The organism is Shouchella tritolerans (genome assembly GCF_025770735.1).
Taxonomy (GTDB): domain Bacteria; phylum Bacillota; class Bacilli; order Bacillales; family Bacillaceae_D; genus Shouchella; species Shouchella tritolerans.
In genome coordinates this window covers 722,712-748,981 of sequence record NZ_JAODPB010000003.1, presented here as the reverse complement: position 1 = coordinate 748,981, position 26,270 = coordinate 722,712, and the positions used below count along the sequence as shown (strand labels likewise).

The 26,270-nt window shown below is 44.4% G+C and carries 32 protein-coding genes; 7 read left to right on the top strand and 25 right to left on the bottom strand.

The window, feature by feature from the left end; all coding sequences use genetic code 11:
* Positions 1-28: 28 nt before the first annotated feature.
* Entirely contained in the window at positions 29-493 is a 465-nt protein-coding gene (locus N6H06_RS13920; RefSeq protein ID WP_062751345.1) for a SprT family protein, read from the bottom strand.
* An 80-nt stretch (positions 494-573) separates the two neighbouring features.
* On the opposite strand from N6H06_RS13920, the gene cmpA reads away from it, so the two are divergent.
* Positions 574-717 carry a cortex morphogenetic protein CmpA gene (cmpA, locus tag N6H06_RS13915; RefSeq protein WP_153020606.1) on the top strand — a complete coding sequence of 48 codons (144 nt, stop codon included), beginning with the start codon at positions 574-576 and terminating at the stop codon, positions 715-717.
* Between the two features lie 27 nt (positions 718-744).
* Here the strand turns inward: cmpA and N6H06_RS13910 are convergent, their stop codons facing one another.
* The 14 genes from N6H06_RS13910 to acpS all read right to left on the bottom strand — a co-directional run bounded on the left by N6H06_RS13910 (position 745) and on the right by acpS (position 11,887).
* Positions 745-2,907, bottom strand: coding sequence for a Tex family protein (locus N6H06_RS13910; protein WP_213029299.1), 2,163 nt, complete (start codon positions 2,905-2,907; stop codon positions 745-747).
* A 99-nt stretch (positions 2,908-3,006) separates the two neighbouring features.
* Complete coding sequence (locus N6H06_RS13905; RefSeq protein WP_263707228.1) at positions 3,007-3,633, bottom strand: SpoIIE family protein phosphatase; 627 nt, start codon at positions 3,631-3,633, stop codon at positions 3,007-3,009.
* Position 3,634: 1 nt separating this feature from the next.
* Entirely contained in the window at positions 3,635-4,420 is a 786-nt protein-coding gene (gene sigB / locus N6H06_RS13900) for an RNA polymerase sigma factor SigB (protein ID WP_213029298.1), read from the bottom strand.
* Positions 4,380-4,862, bottom strand: coding sequence for an anti-sigma B factor RsbW (gene rsbW / locus N6H06_RS13895; protein WP_213029297.1), 483 nt, complete (start codon positions 4,860-4,862; stop codon positions 4,380-4,382). Before rsbW ends, sigB begins: the two co-directional genes overlap by 41 nt.
* Positions 4,862-5,191, bottom strand: coding sequence for an STAS domain-containing protein (locus N6H06_RS13890; RefSeq protein WP_062751354.1), 330 nt, complete (start codon positions 5,189-5,191; stop codon positions 4,862-4,864). The genes rsbW and N6H06_RS13890 overlap by 1 nt, the downstream gene beginning before the upstream one ends.
* 64 nt (positions 5,192-5,255) lie before the next feature.
* Positions 5,256-6,272, bottom strand: a complete 1,017-nt coding sequence (locus N6H06_RS13885; protein WP_213029295.1) for a PP2C family protein-serine/threonine phosphatase — start codon at positions 6,270-6,272, stop codon at positions 5,256-5,258.
* The gene (locus tag N6H06_RS13880) at positions 6,273-6,704 is read right to left on the bottom strand and encodes an anti-sigma regulatory factor (RefSeq protein ID WP_062751358.1); all 432 of its coding nucleotides are present in this window, start codon (positions 6,702-6,704) and stop codon (positions 6,273-6,275) included.
* A gap of 2 nt (positions 6,705-6,706) precedes the next feature.
* Complete coding sequence (locus tag N6H06_RS13875; RefSeq protein ID WP_062751360.1) at positions 6,707-7,063, bottom strand: STAS domain-containing protein; 357 nt, start codon at positions 7,061-7,063, stop codon at positions 6,707-6,709.
* 17 nt (positions 7,064-7,080) lie between these two features.
* Entirely contained in the window at positions 7,081-7,899 is an 819-nt protein-coding gene (locus N6H06_RS13870; RefSeq protein ID WP_062751362.1) for an RsbT co-antagonist protein RsbRA, read from the bottom strand.
* A 293-nt stretch (positions 7,900-8,192) separates the two neighbouring features.
* Complete coding sequence (locus tag N6H06_RS13865) at positions 8,193-8,543, bottom strand: type II toxin-antitoxin system PemK/MazF family toxin (protein WP_062751375.1); 351 nt, start codon at positions 8,541-8,543, stop codon at positions 8,193-8,195.
* Between the two features lie 4 nt (positions 8,544-8,547).
* Positions 8,548-8,748, bottom strand: coding sequence for a hypothetical protein (locus N6H06_RS13860; protein ID WP_050748939.1), 201 nt, complete (start codon positions 8,746-8,748; stop codon positions 8,548-8,550).
* A gap of 142 nt (positions 8,749-8,890) precedes the next feature.
* Positions 8,891-10,123, bottom strand: a complete 1,233-nt coding sequence (gene alr, locus N6H06_RS13855) for an alanine racemase (protein ID WP_263707216.1) — start codon at positions 10,121-10,123, stop codon at positions 8,891-8,893.
* Positions 10,124-10,391: 268 nt separating this feature from the next.
* A complete protein-coding gene (locus tag N6H06_RS13850) occupies positions 10,392-11,414 on the bottom strand; it encodes a LolA family protein (RefSeq protein WP_062751365.1) in 1,023 nt (340 codons plus the stop codon).
* A 119-nt stretch (positions 11,415-11,533) separates the two neighbouring features.
* Positions 11,534-11,887, bottom strand: coding sequence for a holo-ACP synthase (gene acpS / locus N6H06_RS13845; protein WP_062751367.1), 354 nt, complete (start codon positions 11,885-11,887; stop codon positions 11,534-11,536).
* A 123-nt stretch (positions 11,888-12,010) separates the two neighbouring features.
* Between acpS and N6H06_RS13840 the strand changes: the two genes are divergently transcribed.
* Together N6H06_RS13840 and N6H06_RS13835 are read left to right on the top strand one after the other, a co-directional pair.
* A complete protein-coding gene (locus N6H06_RS13840) occupies positions 12,011-12,772 on the top strand; it encodes a rhomboid family intramembrane serine protease (protein WP_062751369.1) in 762 nt (253 codons plus the stop codon).
* Between the two features lie 107 nt (positions 12,773-12,879).
* On the top strand, positions 12,880-13,488 hold the full coding sequence (locus tag N6H06_RS13835) for a YitT family protein (RefSeq protein ID WP_249413922.1): 609 nt from the start codon (positions 12,880-12,882) through the stop codon (positions 13,486-13,488).
* Positions 13,489-13,514: 26 nt separating this feature from the next.
* Here N6H06_RS13835 and N6H06_RS13830 read toward each other — a convergent pair whose 3' ends face one another.
* Positions 13,515-15,398: an LTA synthase family protein gene (locus N6H06_RS13830; RefSeq protein ID WP_062747954.1), complete on the bottom strand. Its 1,884-nt coding sequence runs from the start codon at positions 15,396-15,398 to the stop codon at positions 13,515-13,517.
* A 190-nt stretch (positions 15,399-15,588) separates the two neighbouring features.
* Positions 15,589-16,341 (bottom strand): M15 family metallopeptidase, encoded by a 753-nt coding sequence (locus tag N6H06_RS13825; protein WP_062747956.1) that lies wholly within the window; start codon positions 16,339-16,341, stop codon positions 15,589-15,591.
* 379 nt (positions 16,342-16,720) lie between these two features.
* Between N6H06_RS13825 and N6H06_RS13820 the strand changes: the two genes are divergently transcribed.
* From N6H06_RS13820 to N6H06_RS13810, 3 genes are all read left to right on the top strand, one after another.
* Complete coding sequence (locus N6H06_RS13820) at positions 16,721-17,029, top strand: hypothetical protein (RefSeq protein ID WP_062747958.1); 309 nt, start codon at positions 16,721-16,723, stop codon at positions 17,027-17,029.
* Positions 17,030-17,122: 93 nt separating this feature from the next.
* Complete coding sequence (locus N6H06_RS13815; protein WP_062747960.1) at positions 17,123-17,755, top strand: YesL family protein; 633 nt, start codon at positions 17,123-17,125, stop codon at positions 17,753-17,755.
* Positions 17,756-17,881: 126 nt separating this feature from the next.
* Positions 17,882-19,036 carry a DNA glycosylase AlkZ-like family protein gene (locus tag N6H06_RS13810; protein ID WP_263707205.1) on the top strand — a complete coding sequence of 385 codons (1,155 nt, stop codon included), beginning with the start codon at positions 17,882-17,884 and terminating at the stop codon, positions 19,034-19,036.
* Positions 19,037-19,254: 218 nt separating this feature from the next.
* Here the strand turns inward: N6H06_RS13810 and N6H06_RS13805 are convergent, their stop codons facing one another.
* The 3 genes from N6H06_RS13805 to N6H06_RS13795 are packed head-to-tail and all read right to left on the bottom strand — an operon-like array spanning position 19,255 to position 22,030.
* On the bottom strand, positions 19,255-19,998 hold the full coding sequence (locus N6H06_RS13805; RefSeq protein WP_213029291.1) for a sugar phosphate isomerase/epimerase family protein: 744 nt from the start codon (positions 19,996-19,998) through the stop codon (positions 19,255-19,257).
* 11 nt (positions 19,999-20,009) lie between these two features.
* Complete coding sequence (locus tag N6H06_RS13800) at positions 20,010-21,047, bottom strand: Gfo/Idh/MocA family protein (RefSeq protein ID WP_062747966.1); 1,038 nt, start codon at positions 21,045-21,047, stop codon at positions 20,010-20,012.
* A gap of 14 nt (positions 21,048-21,061) precedes the next feature.
* Positions 21,062-22,030, bottom strand: coding sequence for a sugar phosphate isomerase/epimerase family protein (locus tag N6H06_RS13795; RefSeq protein ID WP_263707203.1), 969 nt, complete (start codon positions 22,028-22,030; stop codon positions 21,062-21,064).
* Positions 22,031-22,204: 174 nt separating this feature from the next.
* On the opposite strand from N6H06_RS13795, the gene N6H06_RS13790 reads away from it, so the two are divergent.
* The gene (locus tag N6H06_RS13790; protein WP_263707201.1) at positions 22,205-23,056 is read left to right on the top strand and encodes a PRC-barrel domain-containing protein; all 852 of its coding nucleotides are present in this window, start codon (positions 22,205-22,207) and stop codon (positions 23,054-23,056) included.
* 214 nt (positions 23,057-23,270) lie between these two features.
* On the opposite strand, the gene N6H06_RS13785 is transcribed toward N6H06_RS13790, so the two are convergent.
* Genes N6H06_RS13785 through N6H06_RS13765 form a run of 5 tightly spaced genes read right to left on the bottom strand, consistent with a single transcriptional unit; the run spans position 23,271 to position 26,268 of the window.
* Entirely contained in the window at positions 23,271-23,663 is a 393-nt protein-coding gene (locus tag N6H06_RS13785) for a Na+/H+ antiporter subunit G (RefSeq protein WP_062747972.1), read from the bottom strand.
* A complete protein-coding gene (locus N6H06_RS13780) occupies positions 23,641-23,925 on the bottom strand; it encodes a Na(+)/H(+) antiporter subunit F1 (RefSeq protein WP_062747974.1) in 285 nt (94 codons plus the stop codon). Before N6H06_RS13780 ends, N6H06_RS13785 begins: the two co-directional genes overlap by 23 nt.
* On the bottom strand, positions 23,925-24,407 hold the full coding sequence (locus tag N6H06_RS13775; protein WP_062749050.1) for a Na+/H+ antiporter subunit E: 483 nt from the start codon (positions 24,405-24,407) through the stop codon (positions 23,925-23,927). Before N6H06_RS13775 ends, N6H06_RS13780 begins: the two co-directional genes overlap by 1 nt.
* A 36-nt stretch (positions 24,408-24,443) precedes the next feature.
* Positions 24,444-25,931, bottom strand: a complete 1,488-nt coding sequence (locus N6H06_RS13770) for a Na+/H+ antiporter subunit D (protein ID WP_263707304.1) — start codon at positions 25,929-25,931, stop codon at positions 24,444-24,446.
* Positions 25,924-26,268: a Na(+)/H(+) antiporter subunit C gene (locus tag N6H06_RS13765; protein WP_062747976.1), complete on the bottom strand. Its 345-nt coding sequence runs from the start codon at positions 26,266-26,268 to the stop codon at positions 25,924-25,926. Before N6H06_RS13765 ends, N6H06_RS13770 begins: the two co-directional genes overlap by 8 nt.
* Between the last annotated feature and the right edge of the window lie 2 nt (positions 26,269-26,270).

The window sequence follows — 26,270 nt, the reverse complement described above, 5'->3', positions numbered from 1 at the left end:
CCTTGGCGACTCTTATAATATAGCATAGTCACTTCCTTTGATGCAATACTTTTTTCGATAAAAATTTTAGTTTCCCGTGGCAGTTGCCACAAACATATTTTTGCGTATTGATTTTTCGCCGCCGGTGGTATATTCGGCTACAAGATGTACATGTATACACCAGAACTGTCTGTTCGTCTTGCGCTGTTTTGCAGTAGCGAGGTGCTCCTGTTTTGGCAAGCCATTCCTGAAAATCTTTATCGCCATGTTTGTAGCCTTTCCCTTCGAGATGAAGGTGGTAATGGCAAAGTTCATGTTTAATGATGCCGATCAGTTCTTCTTTGCCATAGCGCTCATATTGTTTTGGGTTTAGCTCGATATCGTGGCTTTTTAGCAAATACCTTCCCCCCGTTGTGCGAAGGCGGTTATTGAAACGGGCCGTGTGTGTAAAAGGGCGCTTAAAAAAAGCAAGAGAAATCGTTTCTGTTAGCTGTTGCAATTCTTTGTTTGTCATTCTTTGTCCCCCATAAAAACTATTCAACTCTGACAAACAGCCTAACATATACTACTTGAAACATGAGAGGAGCGTTCGATATGCCTATTTGGTTAAAGAGACAGCTTCGCAAAGCGTATGCTGAAAAAAACCGCCATCAATTGAAGCTTTTAAATCAATGTTGGTTTTATTATAAAGCAACTCATGGAGAAAACACGCTTTCTCAACGTAAAGAACCGATGTAGGGAGCTTGAGACGCTCCCTTCATGCAGTTAGACAACAACCGGTGCCTTCATTGTCAGGCTGATGCGTCCTTTTTTCTCGTCAACGCCCTCTACCCAAACAGTAACAACGTCGCCAATGGACACAACTTCCATAGGGTGTTTGATGTAACGGTCCGCCAATTTGGAAACATGCACGAGACCGTCCTGTTTGACGCCAATATCGACAAAGGCGCCAAAATCGACGATATTGCGCACGGTGCCTTGAAGCTCCATACCTTCTTCCAAGTCCTCCATCTTAAGAACATCTTGTTTTAATTGTGGCGCTGCTAATTCATCCCGTGGATCCCGGTTTGGACGGGCAAGTGCGTCGATAATATCGGCTAATGTTAACGTGCCAATGTCAAGTTTTTCTGCTAATTCGCCTTGATTGAGGCTGTTTAGTCTTTGTTTCAATTTGTCTGTGCCAATGTCTTTTTGCTCGGCTTCTACATACTGAAGGAGTTTTTTCGCCTCGTTGTAGCTTTCTGGATGAATGGCCGTCGCATCCAATCGATTTTTGCCGTCTGGGACACGTAAAAAGCCAATGCATTGCTCATATGTTTTGGCGCCTAAACGGGGAACGCTTTTTAATGCTGTTCTTGTTGTAAATGGCCCGTGTTCGTCTCGATAGGCAACAATGTTGGTCGCTTGCGTTTTATTAAGCCCAGCCACATAAGAAAGCAATGCTGCTGAAGCAGTATTGACATTGACGCCGACACGGTTGACGGCTGTTTCCACGACAAAAGCAAGCGACTCATTTAGCTTTTTCTGTGACACATCATGCTGGTATTGGCCGACGCCAACCGATTTTGGATCAATTTTGACTAGCTCCGCCAACGGGTCTTGCAGGCGACGGGCAATGGAGATCGCGCTCCGCTGCTCGACTTGGAGATCAGGGAATTCAGTGCGGGCGATTTCAGAAGCAGAATAGACGCTCGCCCCCGCTTCGTTAACGATACAATAGTAAAGCGTATCATCGATCTCTTTAATCGTACTTGCGATAAATTGCTCGGTTTCACGGGAAGCTGTTCCGTTGCCGATGGCAATCATTTTGACGCCGTATTTTGTCGTCACATTCCGTATGATCGCTGCTGCTTCTTCTGTTTTATGGTGTGGCGCTGTTGGATACATGACCCCTACTTCAAGCGCTTTGCCTGTCGCATCTACAACCGCCCATTTGCAGCCTGTCCGAAAAGCTGGATCGATGCCTAACACGACTTTGCCTTTCATCGGCGGCTGCAAGAGCAGTTGCTTTACATTTTCTGCGAAAATCGTGATCGCCTGCTCTTCCGCTTTTTCAGTCAAAAATGCCCGTACTTCCCTTTCTAGTGAAGGCTCAACCAAACGCTTGTAAGCATCTTCAATCGCCTCTTCGACAATGGGAACGACCGGTGAACCATGCTTTTTGATGGTGAGGCGTTTGATTTGGTCGATAAAGGCATCGCTTGGGAAGCGTACGTGAACGCGCAATACCTCTTCTCGCTCACCGCGGTTAACGGCGAGTGTCCGGTGGGGCACCATTTTTTTAATAGGCTCTTGGAAATCATAATAAAGGGCGTAGACGCCTTTTTCATCTTCTGCGCCGCCATTTTTTCGGCTTGTTTCAACTGTCGCTTGCTTTAATGCCCGTTCACGGAGCCTCGACCGTACTTCTGGGTCTTCGGCAAACATCTCTGCTAGTATATCTTTCGCGCCAGCGATTGCGGTATCACTGTCTGGCACTCCTAATTCTTGATTGATAAAGGGCGTTGTCGCTGTTTCTAGCGAAAATTCTCTCGGAAAAGACAATATTTCTTGCGCCAATGGCTCAAGCCCTTTTTCTTTTGCTGCGGTTGCCCGAGTGCGTCGCTTTTGTTTATATGGCCGGTATAAGTCTTCTAATGTTTGCAGCTTTCGGGCCGCTTTAATTTGCGCCTTTAATTCGGCTGTCAATTTGCCTTGTTCATCAATGAGGCGTAGCACTTCTTCTCGCCGTTGCATGACGTTTTCAGCATATTCATGCGCATCGGCGATTGCTTTGATTTGCAATTCATCAAGACCGCCTGTTTGTTCTTTCCGGTATCGAGCAATAAAAGGGACCGTATTGCCTTCCTTTAACAACTCGACAACTTGCCTAACTTGTTTCGGCGCTAAGCCTGTTTCCGTTACCGTTTCGTTTACCAATTCCTCCATTGCCTTACCGTCCTCCAATCTCCGTTTATCATAGCACAAAAGCAAATAAACAAAAAAGAAACACCTCGCCCTGTAAGGTGTTTCTTTTCGCTTATCGCCCTATCCCCTATGTACCGGAGCAGGCACTCTAAATTTGCCGACCATTAACGTCGCGTCATCTTTTTGATTAAACCGTTTGGCTGCCACCACGTTCTCACTTACGTTGTATAAGCCACTCTGGTCAATTAACGCTTGTTTTGGCGGAAGCCGGTCGACGCCATCTGTATAGATCATAAAGGCGCTACCAGGAGAATATAAAAACTTGTCGCTTTTGATTTGGCTTTTGCGGCCACACAAATAACCCCGCGCCGGCATTGGCTGAATAAACGAGCCGTCAGGATGGAACAAGACAAAGCCAATGTTTCCGAAGTTTGCATAATGGAGGATGTTGCTTTCGTAATCAATTTTAACGACTGTAATAACAGCGCCCCGTTGGTGGATTAAAGCCCTATTGCAATGTTCAAGAATCACATCGACCGATTCAGCATGATACGTTTGTACCGCTTCTAGTGCAGTTATAGTAGAATGGTAAGCCCCTTGGCCGCTCCCTAAACCATCGACAACGGCACATACTGTGTATGTGCCTTTTTGAATCACCATATGCCCGTCGCCGCAAACGGCATTGCCTGGTTTGATTTGCTGGACAGTCGCAATATCCGTATAGTGGTCTTTAAAATACGTAAGCATTTCAGAAAATCTCCGTAGGCTCCACACGGATGGAGTCGCGCAGTTTTTGAAGTGCACGGCGCTGCAAACGGGATACATGCATTTGTGAAATGCCCAATTTTTCGCCTGTCTCTTTTTGGCTTAAATTCTCATAATAGGTGCATTGAAGAATGTCCTTTTCCCGTTCGTTTAGCACTTCGAACGCTTTTTCAAGCAATAACTTTTGGTCAGCTTGCTCATAGCCATCCTCTTCATTTCCAACAAGATCAAGAAGCGTCACTTCTCCGCCTTCTTGGTCTGCCTCAAGAGGACGATTGACGGATAGTGCTTGGTAACTTTTGCTCATTTCCATTGTCTCAAGCACCTCTTCCTCTGTAACTTGAAGGTACTCGGCAATTTCATGAACATAGGGGGAACGTTGCAACTCAATGGTTAATGTATCCGCTGCTTTCTTAATTTTTGGGCCTAGTTCTTTAATGCGGCGCGGCACATGGACACTCCATGTTTTGTCGCGGATAAACCGTTTAATCTCTCCTACCACTGTAGGAACAGCGAACGATTCAAAGCTTCTGCCATAGTCTTCGTTATAACGTTTCATTGCGGCGAGCAGGCCAACCATGCCGACTTGATACAAGTCTTCATCGTATTCCCGCCCTTTTGAAAACTTCCTTGAAAGGGAGCGGACAAGCGCTTCAAAATGGTTTACCAATTTGATTTGGGCTTCTTCACTTCCAGTTTTTTGGTATTCTTCGATCCAAAGATAGATATCATCCTTGTTCTGACTGTAAGGAAGAGATTCCGTCGACACTTTCCTCCACCCCACTCTCGTAAAGATACTTTGTCATGACGAGCATCACGCCGTTATCTTCATTAATTTCAACTTTATCCATTAAACTGCTGATGAGGAATAAACCAAGCCCTCCTTCCTTCAAATCTCCAACTGGCTTTTGCCCATCTACTGGGCCTAGTCGACTTTCCACATCTTGAATGTCAAAACTCTTGCCTTGATCAGCAACGACTACTTGAATTCGATCGTCATAAATATAACAAGCTAAATAAATCGATCCACCTTCGGAATAGGCGTGCTCTACGACATTCGTACATGCCTCGGCAACGGCGATCTTAATATCCTCAATGTCGTCGTAAGCAAAACCAAGACGGTTCGCGACGCCAGAAACCGTTAAGCGTGCAATACTTACGTATTCGGGCTTGGCAGGGAGCTCCACGTGGATACGGTCATGTTGTTCCATTAACTCTGCCCCTCCTTCACTTCTTCAATCGTAATCACTTCATCGAGTCCCGTTATCGAAAAAAGCCGCCTAACTCGACTGGACATGCCACAAAGCTTTAAGTTGCCGCCATTTGCATCGGTTGTTTTCAACACGCCAACAAAAACACCAAGTCCAGTACTGTCAATATATTCCACCTCATTAAAATGAATCGTCAACTCAATACCTTTTTCCTTTGCTAGAGGGATGAGAGATTCACGTAGTTGAGGAGCTGTATAAGCATCAATCTCGCCAGCAAGGTAAATATGATGGGCGTTGTCTGTTTGTTCTGATCGTATTGTAAGGTTCATATGTAAACCGTCCTCCTCAAGCAATTAAGTTCCATTTCTCTTTCATACCCGGCCAATCATATTTTTAAACTGTTCTCCGCAAAAGAATAAGCGTAAAATCATCACGTAATACAAAATCTTGGATTTTTACAAGTTCCTCATAAACGCGGTTCACGGTTTCTTGTGCGGATAAATGCATGTATTTACGAATTAATTTCGTTATCTCTTCCCGCTCAATAAATTCGTCGCCAATGCGGCATTCTGTTACGCCGTCGGACAAGAGCACAATAAAATCACCTACATCCAAGTGGCGTGTATATTCTTTATATTTTGTTTGCCGAGACACGCCTAATACGAGCCCTTTGGCATGCAATTCTTCAAATGCGTCGTTCGCCACGCTGTAAAAAAAGCCTGGCTCGTGTCCCGCACCTGAGTAGTGGAAATCACCCGTCGTTCTGTTATAATACCCGTACATCATCGTAATAAACATGCTGTCTCCGACGTTTTGGGCAACAACACGGTTTAAATTTTCAAGTAAAAGCGAAGGTTGGAGTTGCTGTTCTGATGGCAAACTGTCCATCGCATATTTGATCATAGACATGCAAAGAGCCGCTGGCACGCCTTTGCCAATGATATCGGCAATTGCCATGCCCAGCCCTTTGTCATCCTCGTGCACATAATGGTAATAATCGCCGCTCATTTTCTTTGCTGGTTCGCAAACAACACCGACATCGAGAAAATCCGTTTTTGGCTTTTCTTGCGGGAGAAGGGTCTGCTGCATATTGGCTGCGACGTCAATTTCTGACTCAAGTTCTTGCTGTCGGTTTCTCAAAATTTGATGTTCTTGATAAGCGAGCCCGTACCCCATCATGACTTCCAATAGGAGAACAAATGAATCTTGAACTTGCTCGTCCATTTGCGGGAGCATTTCTGTCAACACCTTAAAATGGATGCTGACAAATTCTTCAGGCGAAATTTTTTGCTCCAACAAAAACTTGCTCACTTTTTGCGCCTCGTAGAGACTTTGTTCAGATTTGTGTTCCAAAAAGTCTTTCAAGATGCGCTTATAAGAAAGCTGTAATTTATAGTCTACAACAGACATCTATCTCACATGCCCCCTCACTTGGGCCCATTTTGTTGCCGTGATCGTTGTTCCTACGCCTATTTCTGAATCAATTGTAAATTCATCCATAAGCCTTTTCACGCCAGGCAAACCTGCCCCTAGGCCGCTGGAGGTAGTAAATCCGTCTACCATCACTTGCCGTATATCTTGAATGCCAGGGCCGTCATCTTTAGCAATCACACGAATGCCTTTGATTACCTCGAGCTTGGAGGGCTTTTCCACCAATTCAAGGCGAATTTCTCCCCGTTTCGCATATAAATAAATGTTTCTTGCAAGTTCAGAAATGGCTGTCGTGATCCGAGCTTGATCTACACTGCCAAAGCCTATTTGGCGTGAAAGGTCGCGCCCTGCCTGCCTAGCAGCGACGATCCCCCATTCATTTTTTACTTCCACACAGGATTGGATATCCATCTCTAACCCTCCAATTCCTGTTGCAAGCTTGCGAGTCCCTGTTCAAGATCTAACGCGGTTGAAACACCTTCTAATTTGATTCCCATATCAATTAATGTAATCGCGACAGCAGGACGAATGCCGGTCAATACGACACGAGCCCCCATCAAATTGGACATGTCGACAACATCGCCAAGCACTTTGGCAATGAACGAGTCAATCATATCGACACTTGTCAAATCGATAACGACTCCCTTTGAACCTTCTTCGTGGATTTTTTTAAGCAGATCCTCCTGGAATTGGAGGGCTGTTTGATCATCTAACTCAATTTGGATGCTAATTAACAAATATTGATTGAGCTTGAGAATCGGAATCCTCATTGCATTTCCCCCTCCCATCATAAATCTACTACTTTCTTTCCTGTCATTTCTAAAGCCAACACAACCCCTTTGCGAAGCGTACTCTGCGTTGGAAATCTAGCCAGGTCAATGCCCAAGTTGACAATTGTCTGGGCAATTTCAGGGCGAATGCCTACTAATACAGCCTTCGCTCCAATTAAACGGACAGCTTCGGAAGCTTCAATGATATGCTGGGCAACCATTGTATCGACAACCGGGACACCTGTAATATCAATCAAAACAACTTTTGACCGGTGTTCAATCACACCTTCAAGCAAATTTTCCATAATCAATTTTGCCCTCGCTGTGTCAATCGTTCCGATTAGTGGCATCACGGTGATCCCTTCAAAAACAGGAATCAGCGGAGCGGACAATTCTAACAGCGAAAGCTTCTGCATTTCGATCGTACGTTCCCAATTCCCTGCATAGTCGTTTACAATTCGATCCGTCCGTTCATCGATCCATTCATTTAATTCAGCTAACATTTCCACAGCCTGACTTTCTCTTAAATCAGACGCTAAAACCAACCTTTGGCATACTTTCCTAAACAAATGCATCGATTTTGAAAATAAGATAAGTGAACCGCCATTTTGAATAAAACGGTCGACTTGCTCCTTTAATTCCGTGTAATAACTGTCTTTATGTCCTTCAGCCGTAGACAGCACCAATTCCATAAGTTTTTTGTTCGTATGTTCAAACGCCTCGTCAGGTAGCATTTGCAAATCGCTATCTGAACGAAGCTTAACCCATTCTTTTCCCCATTCTTCGATAAGTTTTGCTCGATTTTTTAATAGATAAGAAGCAATAAACGATTGCATAGCCTTCCCCTTTCACCCTGTATTTCTCTTATTGCTATTATTTCACGAGTCGACATCGCATGCAAAGATTAATCGTGTTCAGCGATCGTTTTTCTCCGTGTTTAACAATTCCACATTTTAAGGAATCGTACTTATAAATGGCAAATAAAAAACCCTGTACGAGTGCTGCCCCCAAGTTAGAGTTAAAAATCTAACCTTTTAGGGTCACTACCATGTACAGGGTATTGCATAAAAAAAGATTCGTGATGCACACCAATGAGATGGTTGCCATCCTCTTTTTTATACTCAAATGGTTAAAAATCAATTAATCCCAAACTGATCGTGAGTGCCTTGTCAACAGACCGCATCATTTTCTCGTCAAGATGGGTAATTTTATCTGTCAGTCGCTGTTTGTCAATGGTGCGTACTTGCTCAAGAAGAATGACCGAATCTCGGTCGAACCCATATTTGCTTGCATTGATTTCCACGTGTGTTGGGAGTTTTGCTTTTTGGATTTGGGCTGTAATGGCTGCTACGATCACTGTCGGGCTAAATCGGTTACCGATATTATTTTGTATGATGAGTACAGGCCTGACCCCACCTTGTTCTGAACCGACCACGGGGGAGAGATCTGCAAAATACACATCGCCGCGTTTGACTATCACATCGCTACACCCCACTAACGAGACGCGTCAGCGTATGATTCGCTTCCTCCTCAGCAAGAAAGGCTTCTGATGCAATTGTAAGATTAATTTTCGCCATCTCCATATAGCCTTGTTGCATTGACTCACGAATTTCAGCTTTTAGTTTTGCACGCTTATTGCTGTTTTCTTCGTTGTCCCACTTTTCCTGCTCAAGCACAGCATCCACCTCATTTAATCAGTGTAAGGCCTATTTAGGCAATTCATTTCTACGTCCGACCATTCGCCGCAAGTTATACATCATTTATCATAGCATTGCCAATCGCTCTTTGCAAAGCTCTTTTTCAAAATCTTGCTTTGCTATTTAGCCATTATCCATTCTGTTGGTCATTTTTCCCTTGCTCTTCTATTTTATGCATAACCCTTGATTCTATTTGCACAGATTGATATTTGCCGTTTTTCACGTAAACACGGGGCAAGCGAGGATTGAGCATACAGGCAGCTTCATAATTAATCGTATCAAGCCGCTTCGCGACGTCATCAAGCTCAATTTGTTCTTGGGCGTCTTTGCCTACAAGAGTAACAGTCGTTCCATTTGGCACTGGCTCAGGAAGTTCAATCATGCATTGGTCCATACAAATTCTCCCTGCAAAGCGCGCTTTTTGCCCATTGACAAGTGCATACCCGCCTTTCGTGCTGTTTTGCCTTGCCCAGCCATCGGCATAGCCGATTGGCAATGTCGCAATCCATGTTGGTGCTTCTGCTTGATAAGTAGCTCCGTAACTGACGGCGTCCCCTTTTTGAATAAGCTTTGTGAAAACTGTTTTTGTTTTTAGCGATAAGGCTGGAACGAGCTTAAATGGCAGCGCTTGTTTTATTTCTAATGAAGGGGTAAGTCCATACATGGAAATGCCAAAACGCACCATATTGTACATATCGCCTGGATAGCGCATGCTCGCTGCGCTATTGCCAGTGTGAATGAACGGAATCGACACCTTTGCTTCTTCCAATTTGTCGACACATGCTGCAAATCGTTCTTGTTGTTTTCGGTAATACGCATGATCGAGCTCGTCGGCAGTGGCAAAATGGGTAAACAGCCCTTCAACAACACCTATTTTTTGTGCAGCACAAACAACGGCGATCGTTTTTTCAACCGTTTGTTGGCCTAGGCGGCCCATGCCCGTGTCCATTTTGACATGGATACGGAGCGGATCGTTTAATGTTTTTGCCAGAAAACGTGTAGCCTTTTCTAGCCATTCCTGCTCAAATACAGTCACCGAGATCCCCTCAGAGCGGGCAAGCTCTGCATTTTCTGGGCGTGTTTTGCCAAGGACAAGGATTGGCGCCTGAATGCCTGCCTTTCTAAGTTCCAATGCTTCGTCTAATAAAGCCACGCCAAGAAAGGTCGCTCCGGCAGCAAGCGCCTCCTTAGCAACGGCTATAGCCCCGTGGCCATAGCCGTTCGCTTTCACCACTGCCATAATGGCGACATCGCGGCCTTGGCCGCTATAAAAGCGCGCTAGCGACGAAACATTGCTTGAAATAGCATCCAAATCAACCTCAACCCATGTATCCCTAAAGAAAGGGAGTGCCGTTCGATCCATCTAATTACCTCCAGGACAGTTAAGTTCTTATCCTAGTATAAAAGCTCATTGGAAAATTGTCGAACGGTGTTCTTTGGCAACACCGTTCCTTTGCATATGCTAAAAAAGCCACGAGTTCCCTCGCGGCTTCAGACTGTAGACAAACGCTCGCACCCTTCGATGCTTTCCTCGTTCACATGCTTTTTCATAGGCAAGAAACTTGTTGCTCACACGTCTTTTCCCATCTTTACTCGGTTTCGCGCCTCGGCTGACAAGCGTCTTCTCTCAGTTACTTTTCGGTCGTGGCGTAAACAGAGCGGGCAACATCAGCCATCTCTTCTTCTGATAAGCTCTCTGAAATCAGGGAGTAGTCGATGCCCTCATGGGACCACATAATGCGGTCAGCCGATTGGATTCCAATCGTAAAACCAAGGTCAACTGGATCTCCCTTCACTAAATTTAAAGGCGCTGTTGTCGCTGGGACGATCGTGCTCTTCTCTTGTATCAGTGTGAAAGGTTTATCGCCAGAATACTGTTGCACATAAGCTGTGCGCTCGCCTGTTTCGACAGTCTCCAATTTAGGCTCACTGTCGACTCCATCCGGGATAAACATCGGGTAGCGAATCGAAATTTCCTCCTCTTCTTCAGGAGTAGCCATTGTCGGTTCGGACATTTGCGCGCCATCCATTGTTTTTTCTGTATTAAAGTCCTCATTCGACAGCTCTGGATTTTTCTCGAATTCAGTAAACGTCAAGTCCACTAACACATTGTTGTCAGCATCCATAATCTTTACGGAAACAGGCGCTAAATCTTTTTTATTCAACCGAATTTCTTGGCTGTTTAAGTTTTTGTTTTGATACGTTGTCGCTGTTTTAAAGACATAATGGTTTTCGTCTTGTGAAAACATGACATCAGCGTCAAGGCTAATATCCTTTAAAAGCGATTCATATAGATAAGCTTGACTGCTCGTTTTTGGCCAATCGCTTTGGAAACGGAATGTTTTGTTTAGCGCTGGCGTCAAAACAAACACGCCGTCATCATTTTTTAAAATGATTTGGCTTTGTTCGTTTTTCGCATTTTTTAAATCAACTTTGTAATAAGCGTTATCTTTTTGCCACACTTCTACATCATACGTCTGCGGTTCTTGGCCGGTTTCCAGTACCATCGTCGCTTTTGATTTGTAGCTCTCCGTATTTTCTAGAGCCTCTTCTACGTCATTTAAAACATCCTCTTGCGATTTCTCTCCACATGCTGCCAATACGACTACCATTAGGACAGCAACCATGGCCAGCCATGATTTCGTCTTCTTCATGCCTACCTTCACCCCTTCGGCTCACTTTAGGCATGGACGGCGAGTCCATTGCCCTGTTGCTGTAAACTATATGAGCCGAATGGCGTCAATATGCAGACGAGTATTGACAAGTAGCATTTTTATGTTTCAATGACGACTTGTGCAGCAGCGTAATCTTTTGAGTGTGTAATGGAAAGATGGACACGGGCGCCGTCGTCGGTCACCACAATATACGGCTTCCCACTGCCTTCAGTGCGGATTTCAATATCATGCCAAGAAAGGCCGGCGCCAATTCCAGTCCCTTTCGCTTTCGCAAAAGCTTCCTTTGCAGCAAAGCGGCCAGCCAAATATTCGATTTGGCGGTTCAGCGCCAGCTGTGCCATTTGCTCTTGTTCATAGGAAGTCAACACCCGTGCCGGGAAACGAGGCTGTCTCACAAAAACAGCCTCAATTCGTTTTAGTTCAATCAAATCAATGCCAATGCCGACAATCATTTGCACACCACCTGTTTATCATTCTGTCCGGTTATGCGGCACAAGGCGCAAGCTGCTATAATGAGACTAATTCATGATGGCCAAACGCCTTATACTGCTAATTACCTAAAAAGGGGGACTCCCATGTTTTATCGCAACGAAACCTTTTCGAGCTATATTCGCAACTACCCTGTCATCACCACCATTATAGCGGCCAATGTGATCGTCTATTTCCTTTTCCTCATTATACCTTACGGGAGCTGGCTTCACTATTCTGGGATGGGATGGAATGCAGCGATTCTTGCTGGCGAGTACTGGCGCCTCGTAACGCCGATCTTTTTGCATGGCGGACTGTTCCATTTGTTTTCAAACATGTTCGCTTTGCTCATTTTCGCTCCTGCACTTGAAGTGATGCTTGGAAAAATAAAATTCGCAACCATTTATCTCATTTCAGGCGTCTTGGCAAACGTGGCCACTTTGTTTTTGGAATCACCAAGCTATACCCATGTCGGTGCGTCAGGCTCCATCTTTGGCTTATTTGGCATCTTTTTGTTTATGTACCTTTACCGTAAAGATTTAATGGATAGCCAATCGGGGCAAACGATTATTCCGATCATTGTTATTTCTGTGATCATGACTTTTGTCGGTGCCCATATTAATATTTTCGCCCACTTATTCGGACTGTTATTTGGCTTCCTACTAGCACCTTCCTTTCTAAAAGGGGCGCGTCCTTTTTATAGCCTCCAAACGACCAGCCGTGTTCGCCGTGCTTATTTTGACGACGATGAAATCCAGTTTAATCCTCAGCGCTGGAAACGTGCTAATAGCAATCGGAAACTGAAAAAAGTGTTATGGTTGCTTGTAGCGATTATTGCCATTATTTTATTGGGAACGATTCAGTTATAAGGGGCTTTGCGCCTTTAAACGCTCATCACACATCACCCGGCATAGCGATACGTTTGTCCGCATAGGATGGAAGAAAGCTTGGCTACTGAGTGGGTGAGGGTGATAGGGTGATAAAAGGACTTCGTTATGTCATTGTGTTGTTTGCAGGCTGTTTGCTAATTAGCCTTGGAATTAACTTATTTTTTGTTTCCTACCATTTGCTTGACGGCGGCATTATTGGCGTCGGATTGATCGCCCATTACATCTGGGACTTTCCAGTTGGGATGACCATCATTGTGGTCAGTATTCCCATTTACATTATTGCTTGGATGTACTATAGGCCGTTTTTTTACAACTCACTGGTAGGCGTTATTGTTTCTTCCTTAATGATCGATTACTTTGCCGCTTTTATACCGGCTACTCCCCTTTTGCCTCCACTTCCTAGCGCCATTATTGGTGGCCTGATGCTCGGAGTAGGCGCCGGTATTATGTTTCTCCTAGATATTAGCACTGGGGGCTTTGACTTGTTGGCACAGATGATTGCTGCTAAAACAAAATGGAATGTCGGTGTCTTAATTGTCGGTTTTGATTTAGGAGCAGTCGTAGCTGGCATTCCCATTGTGACACACGATGAGATCATTTTATCGGCTATTGCCGTCATTGGTACTGGCTTTGCTACCACTGTTATTACAGCTCTTGGCGGCGTGAATGGCCATGGCAGCATGTCGGCGAAATAAAAAGCCGTCGCATATGCGACGGCTTTTTATTCTTCAGAGCGATCAAACAAATCATTGTCTGGCTCAAAAAAGCGCAGCAAGTCACCATAAATGATTTTATCGGAGTACTCTAAGTCTGATTGCGCACGTGGGATAAATTCTTCACAGCTTGATGGGTCTTCCGTCTCTACTCCTGTATGTTTGTCATAGCACGTGTTATTGGCGTACACAAGATCATCCGTGATAAAATTGCCATTACGCAAAACCGCATAAGACTCATGTTCCGGAGAAAATAAGTCGCTGCCAAACTGGATGTCCTCTTTGGTCGACAAACCGAGCAAATGCATGAGCGTTGGCTTAATATCGATTTGCCCGCCGACTGTGTCAAATGTTTCCCCTTCATGGCCCGGAATATGAATGATCAGCGGGACACGTTGAAGCTGGACAGAATCAAATGGAGTAATCTCCTCTTTGTCGAGGTACATGGCCATTGCCCTGTTATGGTTGTCAGAAATTCCGTAATGGTCTCCATAAAGGATAAAGATGCTGTCTTCATAAAGGCCGGCTTCTTTTATATCCTCAAAAAACTGCTCAACCGCATAATCCATATAACGGACAGTTGGGAAGTAACGGTTTAACGTGCCGCTGTTCGAATCGTACTCCTCAATCATTTTGTCTTCCTCGCCCAGTTCAAATGGAAAATGGTTTGTCAACGTAATGAATTTTGTATAAAATGGCTGCGGCTGCTCCTTAAGCAAGTCAATCGACTGTTCGAAAAACTCCTTGTCTTTTAAGCCCCAACCAACTGAATTTTCCTCCGTTACTTCATAAGAGTCCACATCAAAAAAGCGGTCATACCCGAGCGTGTCATAAATGACATCACGGTTCCAAAACGTTCGGTTATTGGCATGCATGACAGATGAGTAGTAGCCATTCTCACCTAAAATTTCCGGCAACGCATTGTAGTCGTTTTGGGCATGGGTAAAGAATACAGCTCCACTGCTACGGGCAAACAGCGAATTGGCAACAATAAACTCAGAATCTGATGTTTTGCCTTGTTCAGTTTGGTGATAAAAATTCTCAAAATAATAACTTTCTTCTTTTAATTGGTTTAAAAACGGTGTAATTTCTTGTCCATAAACATCGTTGTCAATGACAAAACTTTGCAGCGACTCAAGGGAAATCATAAACACGTTTTTCCCTTCAGCTACGCCAAATAAATCTGGATTTGGCTCTTTATGGTTTGCCTGGGTATAGTTTTTCACTTCGACAATGTCGGAACTATCGGCTAATACACGCTGTGCTCTCGATTGTGATTGCAAAAAGACGTCGTAAATATGGAAGTTAAAAACGCCGATGTTTTTAACAATCATATCCCTGTCAAAAGAGCGCGTAAGCAGTTGTGGACGTTCTGTTTGCGCTAAGGACAAATTCCCTAAAAATAACAAGATCGCCAAAGCAAAAATTAAGCTAGGTTCTCTTTTTAAACGTCCCACTACAGGCACTTTTTTACGTGCGACCAAAATCCAAAGTACAGCAACATTTGTAAATAAGAAAACGTCCCAAAAGCTCATCAACTCAAATACACTGCCTGATAAATCTTGCATATTGTTGGTTTGCAGCAGCACAGGAAGCGTCAAGAAGTCCGTATAGAACCGGTAAAACAGCAAATTGACATACAAAATGAGTGAACCGACGAACGAAAGGACGACGACCATGATGTTGCGCATCCTGTTTTTAAATAACAGGGCAATCCCTAAAAGCAGGACAGACGAACTGATCGGATTAATGAGCAGTAAAAACTCTTGCATCATGTTATCAGCAGGAATCGCAAACGCGACTTTGTAAAGCACGTACGTTGTAATCGTTAGCAACGCGACAGCCAGCCAATAAAATGTCAGTCGCCTGAAGCCGGCTTTAATTTTTGTCATGAATTTTACTCTCCTCTCATGAACTTTGCATTTAAACAATACTCCGCCTAACTGTCTATTTGACGGGCCAGAAAACGGTTTTATATGTCCTAAAGCAAAAAACAGTCATTTGCCATTCAAGCAATCAGTTTATCAAAATTTCTGCTCCTTGAACATAGTTCCTTTGACATAACGAACTTTCACATCGTTTTTACAACTTCTTGACATTTTCCAGATATTCTTCAAGAGTAATAAAGTGGTTGTAAATGTCGTTGGCCACATCGCCCACATAGCGCAAGTGCCATGGTTCATAGCCATAGCCTGTTATTTCCTCTTTTTCGGCAGGATAGCGTATAATAAAGCCGAACTGATGGGCGTGTTCAGCAACCCATTGCCCTTCTGCCGTCAAACCAAACGCCTCAATCAAGCCATAATCGACAGAAGCGCTGCTAATATCCATCGCCAACCCAGTTTGATGTTCACTGTGCCCTGGCATGGCCACTAAATCTTGGTCTTCTCCTTGATTTTCAAGAGCTTCCTCATATAAAAGCTCTTGTCGTTCGTAAGATCTGAAACCTGATATAGCAAACAGTTCATAGCCTTCCTCTGCTGCGGCAGCAAACAATGCTTCCAAAGCTTCGGCAGCTTCTGCCCTGAGATAACGCCGGTCTTCTTCCTCATCAAAGGGAAAGGGAACATTCGGGATGGTTAAGTCGTCAGGTCGATAATCTTCCGGAAGGCGGTAGTCTTTATTGACATTGACCACAATATTATCCGGATTCATAATGGTCATTTGCCCATTTACGACCTCGGTTTCGTTAAAATAACGCTCTTCTAAGAAAAAAACAGGTGCAGAATCGCCGCCTTTTTTCATTTCCTCTTCATGTAGTCGTGGATGAGAATCTCCATCGCAAGCTGTAATAACTACGAGTGCACAAACAAAAGCGATAACAAGTTTGAGCATAGTTCTACCTTCCTCAAGGGTTTAATTTCTTCACTATAGCACAGCTCGTCCGGATAGAAAATCCCCTTCAGGTAGGATTTATTGACGATCATTCAACGGTTTGCCATAAAGTAAACGGGGTAAGGCTTGGTTAAGTGTTCCCCTAGTTGTCCCAGTAACGAAGACAAGATGTTTGCTTATAAGCTTGGCATATCCATTATTGTATGTTAGAGATAAAGGTTCTATGTCTTAGCCTAATGAATTGATGCAGTCGCTTTCTGTTTTGTTACCCAACTTTCTGAAAATGAAACACGCTCTTCCTTTTGTAGACAGTAATATGTGTAGAAAATCAATAATCGGGTATCAATAGGGAACAGAAAAAATTGGAGGGACGATTGCAATGGGCCGGAAACGTTATTTTGTTACAATCGATATGGCAATGATGCGCCTCTCAACCACAAAAACGCCTGACAACACGATCCAATATGAGATCTATGCCACAGATGAGGAAGCAGACAAAATTAAAGCGCTGCTGGAACAAATTCGATCTGAAGACTTTCGTGAGGAACAAGTTTTTCAACACCCGTTCCAAGAAAAGAAAGCCGACCAAGAAAAAGAAGCCACACAAAACGAACTTCAAGAGTTGTATCAAATCATTTACGATTTAGGGACAATTGAAACAAAAGAAGTCGTGAAAGATTTAAAATAAGTGAGCTATGTAAGGGGAGCGGCAATTTAACAAGCCGTCTTCCTTTTTTTGTGGTACAATTAGGATAACGCTTTCAAAAGGTGGTTAGTACAAATGGAAATGAATGGATTCATGGGAGGGATTTATAAAGCTGCCGAGTGGATCATGCGGCTTGCCATAGTCAACTTGCTTTGGCTTGGGTTTACATTTGCTGGACTGATTGTTGGCGGGTTGTTCCCAGCAACACAGGCTGCCTTTGCCGTTTGCCGCCAGTGGATTCGTGGAGAAACAGACATCCCTTTGTTCAAAACATTCCTTTCGTACTTCAAAAAAGACTATTGGAAAGTACAGCGTCTTGGCTTGATACTCGTCCTAATTGGTTTTGTCCTAGTAGTTGATGTCATGTTTATTTACAACCATACCAACCCTTATGTAACGATGCTCGCCATGCCGATTCTTCTTCTTTGCTTTTTGTATATATTAACAGCCGTTTACGCGTTTACGTTATTTGTCCATTACGAGATGCCCGTTTCACGCCTATTAAAGCATGCTGTCCTTCATGTGCTTGTTCGTCCTTTTCTGAGCATAGGCATGCTAATTACATCATTTGCTGTCGCTATACTCATGCTTCGCTTTCCAGGCGTTCTGCCTTTTTTCGGTGTGTCAGTCCCCATCTTTTTATTCATGTGGTTTTCCCATACGGGATTTGTCCGCAACGAAGAAAAACAACGGAGCCAAGCAGCATAGCTTGGCGCTGATTTTGATGTAGCCGGCAAGGCTCTTAAGTCTTTAAGCCCCTTTATTCCCTTAAAAGAAAAACGGTTTTGGTTTTTGTTGCCTTGCATTTCGCTATAGAAAGGACAGATCGTTACATTGCTCTTCATTTCAAAAGAAACGGCGCGTGCCTTTTTGCATAAAACGTTTATCGCGACACACTATTCAAGCATGCCTGACCTTCTTAATGGCTTGGAAGCCATTCAACTTGATCCTGTTGCTGTCATTGAGCGTAATCACCATTTGACTGCAAGTTTGCGAATGAAACGGTACAACCCAGCTGAATTAGAGCAGCTGCTTGAAAAGCAGCAAGCATTCGAATACTACGCTCAAGCTGCCTGCTTATTGCCGATCGCCGACTTTCCCTTATTTGAAGATGTTCGGCAGCGACTTCTAGCAGCTTGTGCTTCCGATTTATCCGCCCACAAGGATGTCATTCGCGTCATATTCAATCGGCTGGCAACCGAAGGTCCTCTCGCTTCAAACGCCTTTCAAAGCGAACGAAAAGTTATTGGTGGTTGGGATACAAACAGCGCCTCCACTAAAGAAACGTCTCATGCCTTGCAACTGCTCTTCCTAACAGGGCAAATCCAAGTCGTAAAACGTCAAGGGGCGAAACGGTTTTTTGCATTAACGGAAGACGCGATTCCAAACCATTACTTGAAATCGCCTTTGTCGACACAAGAGCGGACAAGGGCGTTACTCCTAAAATATGCACGCGCGTACCGGTTATTTAGCGCTGACGATCCTCGTTATGGATGGCAGAAGCACCGAGCTGCAACGCGAAAAAAATGGCACACACAGCTTGTTGAGGAGGGAGTCTTGACTGAAGTGGCGATTGAGGACGTGAAACGGCCTTATGCAGTGCTTTCAACCGATGTGGACGAGCTGCTTTCACTTAATGACAATCAACCTAGAGGCATTGCGTTCCTATCGCCGCTAGACCCTCTTTTATGGCGGAGAGAACGTTTACAAGATATTTACGACTTCCACTACCGCTGGGAAATTTACACGCCAAAAGCAGCCCGGAAAGTGGGCTCCTATGGCATGCCGATACTCTGGGACGGAAAGCTAATCGGCCAAATTTCGCCATTAATGAATCGGGAAACGGCTACTTTACATATTGAAAACATTGTCGTTGAGCCGTCATTCAAATGGACTCCAACGAGAAAAAAAGCGTTTGCCCGGGCATTGGAACAATTAGCCAAACGTGTCGGCGCAAAACAAGTTGCTTATGACTGTTTGTTTTGGTAAAAAAACGAAACGCCCACATTGCTTGGGCGTTTGAGGTTGTCGACAAAGTCGATAACCGCCCTCAGACTGATAGAAAACGCTTGTCAGACGAGGAGTGCAGCCGAGGGAAGATGCGAATAGAACGGGGGTTCATGAGCATATGACCGAGGCAAACGACGAAGTATGCGAGCGTTTGTCTACAGTCTGAAACGCCCACATTGCTTGGGCGTTTCATATTTTTAAGATAAGCGTTGTATGTTGTTAAAGCTAATTGAAATGCTTTCTAGAGGGGGGCGTTCACAAATGTCCTGTTCGACAAAAACGTAGCGAGCACCTGCTTCTTTCCCTGCCTGGATAATGCCTTTTATATCCAATGTTCCCTCTCCAACCTCGGCAAACGACTTATCGGTGGCTTTCATGTCTTTCAAATGAACCATCGGCACACGTCCAGTGTATTGGTTCATATAACGTTTGGCATCCACACCCGCAAACTCGACCCAATACGCATCACATTCTAATTGCACATGTTCCTTTGTTGTCTGGCTTAGCAACAAATCAAGGGCATATTCGCCATCGAATGTTTGCATTTCGAAATCGTGGTTATGGTAGCAAAATCCAATGCCAGCTTCTTTGCAGGCCCTTCCAATCGTTTCAAGGTCTTTCGCCAATTCGAGGTAATCGTCTTTTGCCTGCCGCTCTTCTGGCGTTAAGTATGGGCAGACAATATAATGAACACCGACTTCTTTATGGTAGGCAAGTACATCGTCAAGAGACTCACGAAGCTGAGCAAGAGGCACATGACTTGACCATGCTTCTAGACCAACTTCCTCTAACATTGCTTTTATCTCTGAAGCAGAGTGGTCGCCAAAACCAGCAAATTCGACACCCGCATACCCAATCTCTTTTACTTTTGCTAATGTGCCTTTAAAGTCTTTTGCTAACTCGTCACGCAGTGTAAATAAGGCAATTCCCCATTTATCCATGCTTTTCCCCCTTATTTGATGGTTGCAACAGACACAAACGTTTTGGACTTGGTCGACTCCAACGCTGCAAGAACAGTGCGCAAAGATTCCATTGCCGATTCTCCTGTAATGGAAGGAGTGCGGTCATTGGCAATCGCATCGACAAACTCGTCAATCACACCACTTGCCACTTGGCCGCCTGCTTCATTGGTCGCAATTGCCCCTACTGAATACCTTTCAATTGTGCCGTTAGCTAGCTTAACAACAACTTGGACATCAGGATCATCGTGGATTTCCAATACACCCTTTTCGCCGTAAATCGATGTCGTGTTGTCTTCGCCTTTGTAGTACGTCCAACTTGCTGCCATTGTACCAATTGCTCCGTTTTCCATGCGTAGTAACGTTGTCGCATTATCGTCTACATCCGCATCCTTATCGAGCGTCTCTACAAATGCAGCCACTTCAGCCACTTCTTCGTCAAAAAGCCAGCGCATTAAGTCAATCTTATGGACGCCTAAATCACCCATTGCGCCAACAAAAGCCTTGTCTTTTTGAAAGAACCATGTGTCTTTGCCTTGAATGCTCCAGGAATCAGGGCCACCATGGCCAAATGTCGTTTTAAATGTTAACGGCTTGCCGATTTTTCCAGATTGCAAGATTTCTTTCGCTTTTACATGGGGCGGCATAAGCCTTTGATTGTGACCTATCATCAACTTGACATTGTTGGTTTTAGCGGCGTCAATCATCTGTTGCGCTTCTTCGATCGAAGTAGCCATTGGCTTTTCGCACAATACATGGCAACCTGCGTTTGCTGCATCAATCGACACGTGTGCATGGTCCACATTTTGTGTACATACACTAACTGCATCAATTTGTACCTCTTTAAGCATAGCTTCGTGGGAGTCGTATACACGTTTGACTCCATATTGATCAGCAAGTCTTTGAGCGACTTCGATGTTTAGGTCACAAAAAGCGACCAGTTCTACATTTGGGTTGGCCGCATATTCAGGTACATGGCGGTGGATGGCAATCGACCCGCAGCCAACTACTGCTACTTTCAGTTTTGACATTGACTTTCTCCTCCTTACAGCCACCACATGTCTGGAGCTGGTTCTTTCATTAAAACTTGTTGCAAATTGGAAACAGCTTTTTGGAAACCTTCATCAATGGACATTAGCCCGTCTTCATGTTCAATGCTGACTGCACCGTCATAACCTACAAGGCGCAGAGCACTAATAATATCCGCCCACGTTTTCAAGTCATGGCCATAGCCAACTGAGCGGAAATACCAAGCACGGTCTTGCATATTTGCATAAGATTGCATATCAAGCAAACCGTGCATATTGACATTTTCTTGATCGATGTACGTATCTTTTGCATGGAAAAAGTGGATGGCATTATGCTTACCTAAAATTTTAATCGCTGCAACTGGATCGATTCCTTGCCACCATAAATGGCTAGGGTCCACATTTGCGCCAATCGCTTCGCCGCACGCTTCACGGAGTTTTAATAATGTAGCCGGCGAGTGCACTAAAAAACCACCATGCAGTTCAAGGGCGACTTTGACATTGTGATCGGCTGCATATTGGCCCCATTCGCTCCAATAAGGAATCAGTTTTTCTTGCCATTGCCATTTCAATATATCTCCATACTCATTCGGCCACGGGGCAACAGGCCAACTTGGCTGCTTTGCGCCTTCATACGCTCCTGCCGTTCCTGAAAAAGTAGTAACGGTCGGCACTTCTAGCTTTTCAGCCAATTGGACTGTTTTCACAAAGGCATCATGCGACTGTTTAGCAAAATCGGCATCTGGCGTTAGTGCATTGCCATGGCAGCTTAAGCTAGAAATCGTCAAACCACGGTCCTCTACCGCTTTTTTAAACGCTTTCAATTTTGTCTCATTTTCTAGTAGTTCGTCTGGATTGCAGTGTGCGTTCCCAGGATATCCTCCTGTACCAATCTCGACTGTTTCTAGGCCGAGCGCTTTTACATGGTCTAGCATCTCTTCAAACGGCTTTTCCGAAAATAGGACAGTAAACACGCCTAATTTCACTTTTACCCCTCCCTGAAATCGATCTCATATTAATGATAACGCTTTCTAGATTATTGTACTTCTTTTGCTGTTCGATTTTAACCCCCTTTTTTTGATTTCCCTAAAAAAGATTTTGCGTTTGGCCTCCGCCGAAAACGGCTATACGAACATTAATACGAATTCTGGAGGGGAAAAATGATGCTGATCCATGCAAAAACGCTCGAAAAGTACACAATGCGCGCCACAGACGGGGAACTCGGTTCACTTGCTGATTTTTATGTGGATGCAGACACGTTGCACCTTCGCTACTTTGTTGGAGATACACGCACTTGGTTTTTGGGCGGCAAAGTTCTCTTAAGTCCCCATGCGTTTACAAATGTGGATAAAGAAAACATGGCCATCGACGTTGATGCGACGAAAGCACAAATTAAAGATAGCCCAAAGCCAGAAGAACATGCACCAATTAATCGCAAATATGAAAAGGAACTGAACGAGCATTATGGCTGGCCACTTTATTGGTTTGGGCCCGCAGCCCCTCTCAACCAAACATATGGAGCTGGCTCTCCAGCAAGTGCGCCGCTAATCCCTCCTGTTCATATTCCAGAACGCAAAAACTTAGAAGGCACGGCCGATGATATACGAACAGGTGCAGACGAAGCACAAACAGAAGCACACTTCCAAGAACAAACTCGCCTATTTAGCCTTGAAGAGCTAACAGGGTATACCATTCATGCCAAGGGCGGTAAAGTCGGCAAAGTCGTAGATTTCATCATTGAACAAGAAGATGACTGGCTTGTCCGTTATTTTGTCGTTGATACAGGAGGGTTTATGCAGCGGGAGCTTGTGCTCGTCCTCATGGAAGACGTCCAAGAAGTTACCTGGCATGACCATGCGATCCTTGTCAAGACGAGTAAAGCCCAAATCGAATCGGCTCCTGCCCATTCACGAGAAAAAGAGCTGACAAAAGATGCTGAAAAAACTGTTTACGACCATTATGGAAAAACGCCACATTGGAAGCACGAGAGAAGTCTAGGCAAAAACAATTGAACATCTTTCTTGCACTTACACAAAAAGGCCGTCCGTCAAACAGCGGCCAGAACTCCAGATTAATCAAAACGCTTGTCAGCCGTGGAGAGAAGAGTGCATAAAACATGCGTTCATGGGCAACGATTTTCTTGCGCATGTATACGATAGATTCATATGCAAATGACCGAGAAGCGGGCATTTGTCTACAGTCTAATGGGGCGTGTAGCACGCCCCATTATTTATCTACATCAGCATGCTTAACTGGTTCATTGTAATTTTCTTTGTTTAACACTTCCTTCAGTTCATCTTCTACGCTTTCTTCCGTAAGCGGTACTTTAGAACGATATGCTGCACGCGTAATCAAATGTCCCGCCACCGGAGCAGTTAAAAACACGAATACAATACCGAGTACGAGACGAATGCTAATATAAGCGTCTGCAAGCCAAAAATAGATAAAGGAGCCGGTCAGCGTTAACAAAACAGCAAGCGTTGCGCTTTTTGTGGCGGCATGGGACCTTGTATAGACATCAGGAAGCCGGATGATGCCGATCGCGCTAATCACACTTATTATCGCACCCACACAAATAAAAATAGAAGCTAGCAGTTCACCGGTTACGCTTGCGTTCAATAATGACACCCCTCTCTATAAACTTCGAGAAAGCAACGGTGCTAATAAACGCAAGGATGCCTATAATTAAAATGACTTCCAAAAACGCTTTTGTCTCAAGGACAATTGAAATCACTGCAGCGATTGAAATTAAATTGACGCCAATTGTATCCAAAGCAACGACACGATCTGGCATCGTCGGCCCTTTCATAATTCTAACCGTACAAATACTAATTGCCGTTGCGAAAAGCACAAGAGATCCGACCATTGCAATCTCAAACATTATCGCGTCACCTCCATAATCGCTTTTTCAAATGTAGTCATTGCCCGTAAAACGGAATTTTTAGACTCGGGGATGTCCATCGTATGGATATAGAAGACGTCATTCGATGGAGAAACCTCAATAACGACAGAACCAGGCGTCAACATAAGCAAGAGTGCTAAAGCCGTTACTTCCACATCACTTTTTAGCTCTGTTTGATACGTAAAAATCCCCGGCGTAATTTTTTGTTTTGGGCTTAAAATATGCTTGATAATCATAATGCTCGAGTAGAGGAGCTCGCGGATGAAAATAAACAACAGTTTGATTACCGCAAACAGCCTATGCAAATAAAATTCTTTAAAAAAGAAACGACGCATTACGTAAATGATGCCGATCCCTACTAAATAGCCGGCGAAAAGCGTTGACAAGTAAAACTGGTCCTCATCTTGCAATAGTACCCACAGAAATGCGATCAAAATGTTTAGCAAAAGCTGTCCGAACATCGAGCCACCTCCCTTTGCTGTCGATCCTTCCATACCCTAAGCGCCTCCCCGATTTAATACAGCATCAATATAGATTTGTGGATTTAACAACGTATTTACAGCATCTTGGACAATACCAGAAATACTTTCAGTGCCGAGACCTAATGCCAGTGTTGCAGCACCAAGAAGGGCGCAAGGAAGGATCATACCTGTTTTCAATGGAACCATTTCGTCAGTGGCAATAATCGTTTCTCCCCAAAATACAGTACGGAAAATCCGCAAAAGCGAATAAAGGACAAATATACTTGAAATGAGCGTAACCGCCAACAGGACAAACGCTTGGCCGTCAATGGCGCCCTGTGCTACAAAGACTTTGCCGACAAAACCACTTAATGGTGGAATGCCAGCAAGAGAAATCGTCGCCAGGAAAAACAGCCAGCCTAGTAACGGATAGTTGCGAATCATGCCGCTCATTCGTTCGAGTCGTTGCGTCCCCGATAAATAAATCGTTACGCCTACTAATAAGAACAAAAACGCTTTGACGATCATGTCATGCACAAGGTAATAGATCGAACCTTCAATCGCAGCTTCGTTGAAGATCGCGAGTCCGCTTAAAATAAAGCCTACTGCGATGACCACATTATAAGAAACAATTTTCCGCAAATCATTGTAAGCGACTGCTCCAATGCTGCCACCGACCATCGTCACAATCGCCATAACTGCTATGATCGTATGGGTCAGTTCTGGTTCGTGGTAAAACAACATCGTGAAGAAGCGGAACAATGCGTAAATCCCCACTTTGGTAAGCAAAGCCCCAAACAACGCTGCAATGGCCATCGGTGGTGCCCCGTATGCGCCAGGCAACCAAAAATAAAGGAGCAGTCCGGCTTTTAAACTAAAGACGAGTAAGAAAACAATCGCGATTGTCGTTAGGATTGGCGGCTGCCCAGCTTCAGCAATCCGCACCGACAAATGGGCTAAGTTTAACGTCCCCGTCACGCCGTATAAATAAGCGATGGCGATTAAAAAAATAAAAGAAGACAGGACATTGACAAGAACATACTTAATCGCTTCCCGCAACTGCAAACGCTCTCCGCCAAGCATGATCAAGGCGTACGAAGCAAGAAGCATCACTTCAAAACAGACATACAAGTTAAACAAGTCGCCTGTCAAAAACGAACCAGAAACGCCAGCCAATAGCATGTGGACTAGAGGATAAACAAACATGTTTTCTTTGTCTTTGCCAATGGTCGAAAACGAGTAAAGCGAACAGATTGTTGCAATGAAATAGGTCGTAGCTGTTAACAACAATGAAAACGAATCGCCGACAAAAGAAATCCCAAATGGAGGATACCAGCCACCAAAATCAAGCGTTATAATGCCTTCCTGCTGAACATAAAGCAACAAATAAATGCTAAGGGCAAATGTCAGGAGCAACGTCACAAAACTAATGACTCGCTGCCATTTGACAAAAGGCCTCAAAAATATGAGTAGGATTCCTACAAGCAGCGGGAGAACCATCGGCAATACAAGTAAATTATTCATCATCATCGAGTCCCCTTAACTTTGTAAGATCATCCGTGCCTAAATCCCGGTACGTTCGATAGGCCAGTACTAAGAAAAGCGCCGTCACGCCAAAGCTAATAACAATAGCTGTTAAAATTAGCGCTTGAGGGAGTGCGTCTGTGTAAGAAGTTGCTTCCTCCCCAAGCAACGGGGCGCTTGAATCTCCCGAAAAGCCGCCCATAATCATAATGAGCAAGTGAACAGCGTGAGACATAATCGCAGTGCCTAAAATCACACGGAGCAAGCTTTTGGAAAGGATTAAATAAGTGGCGACTGAAACAAGCACGCCGACTAATAGAGACATCATAGTTTCCATAA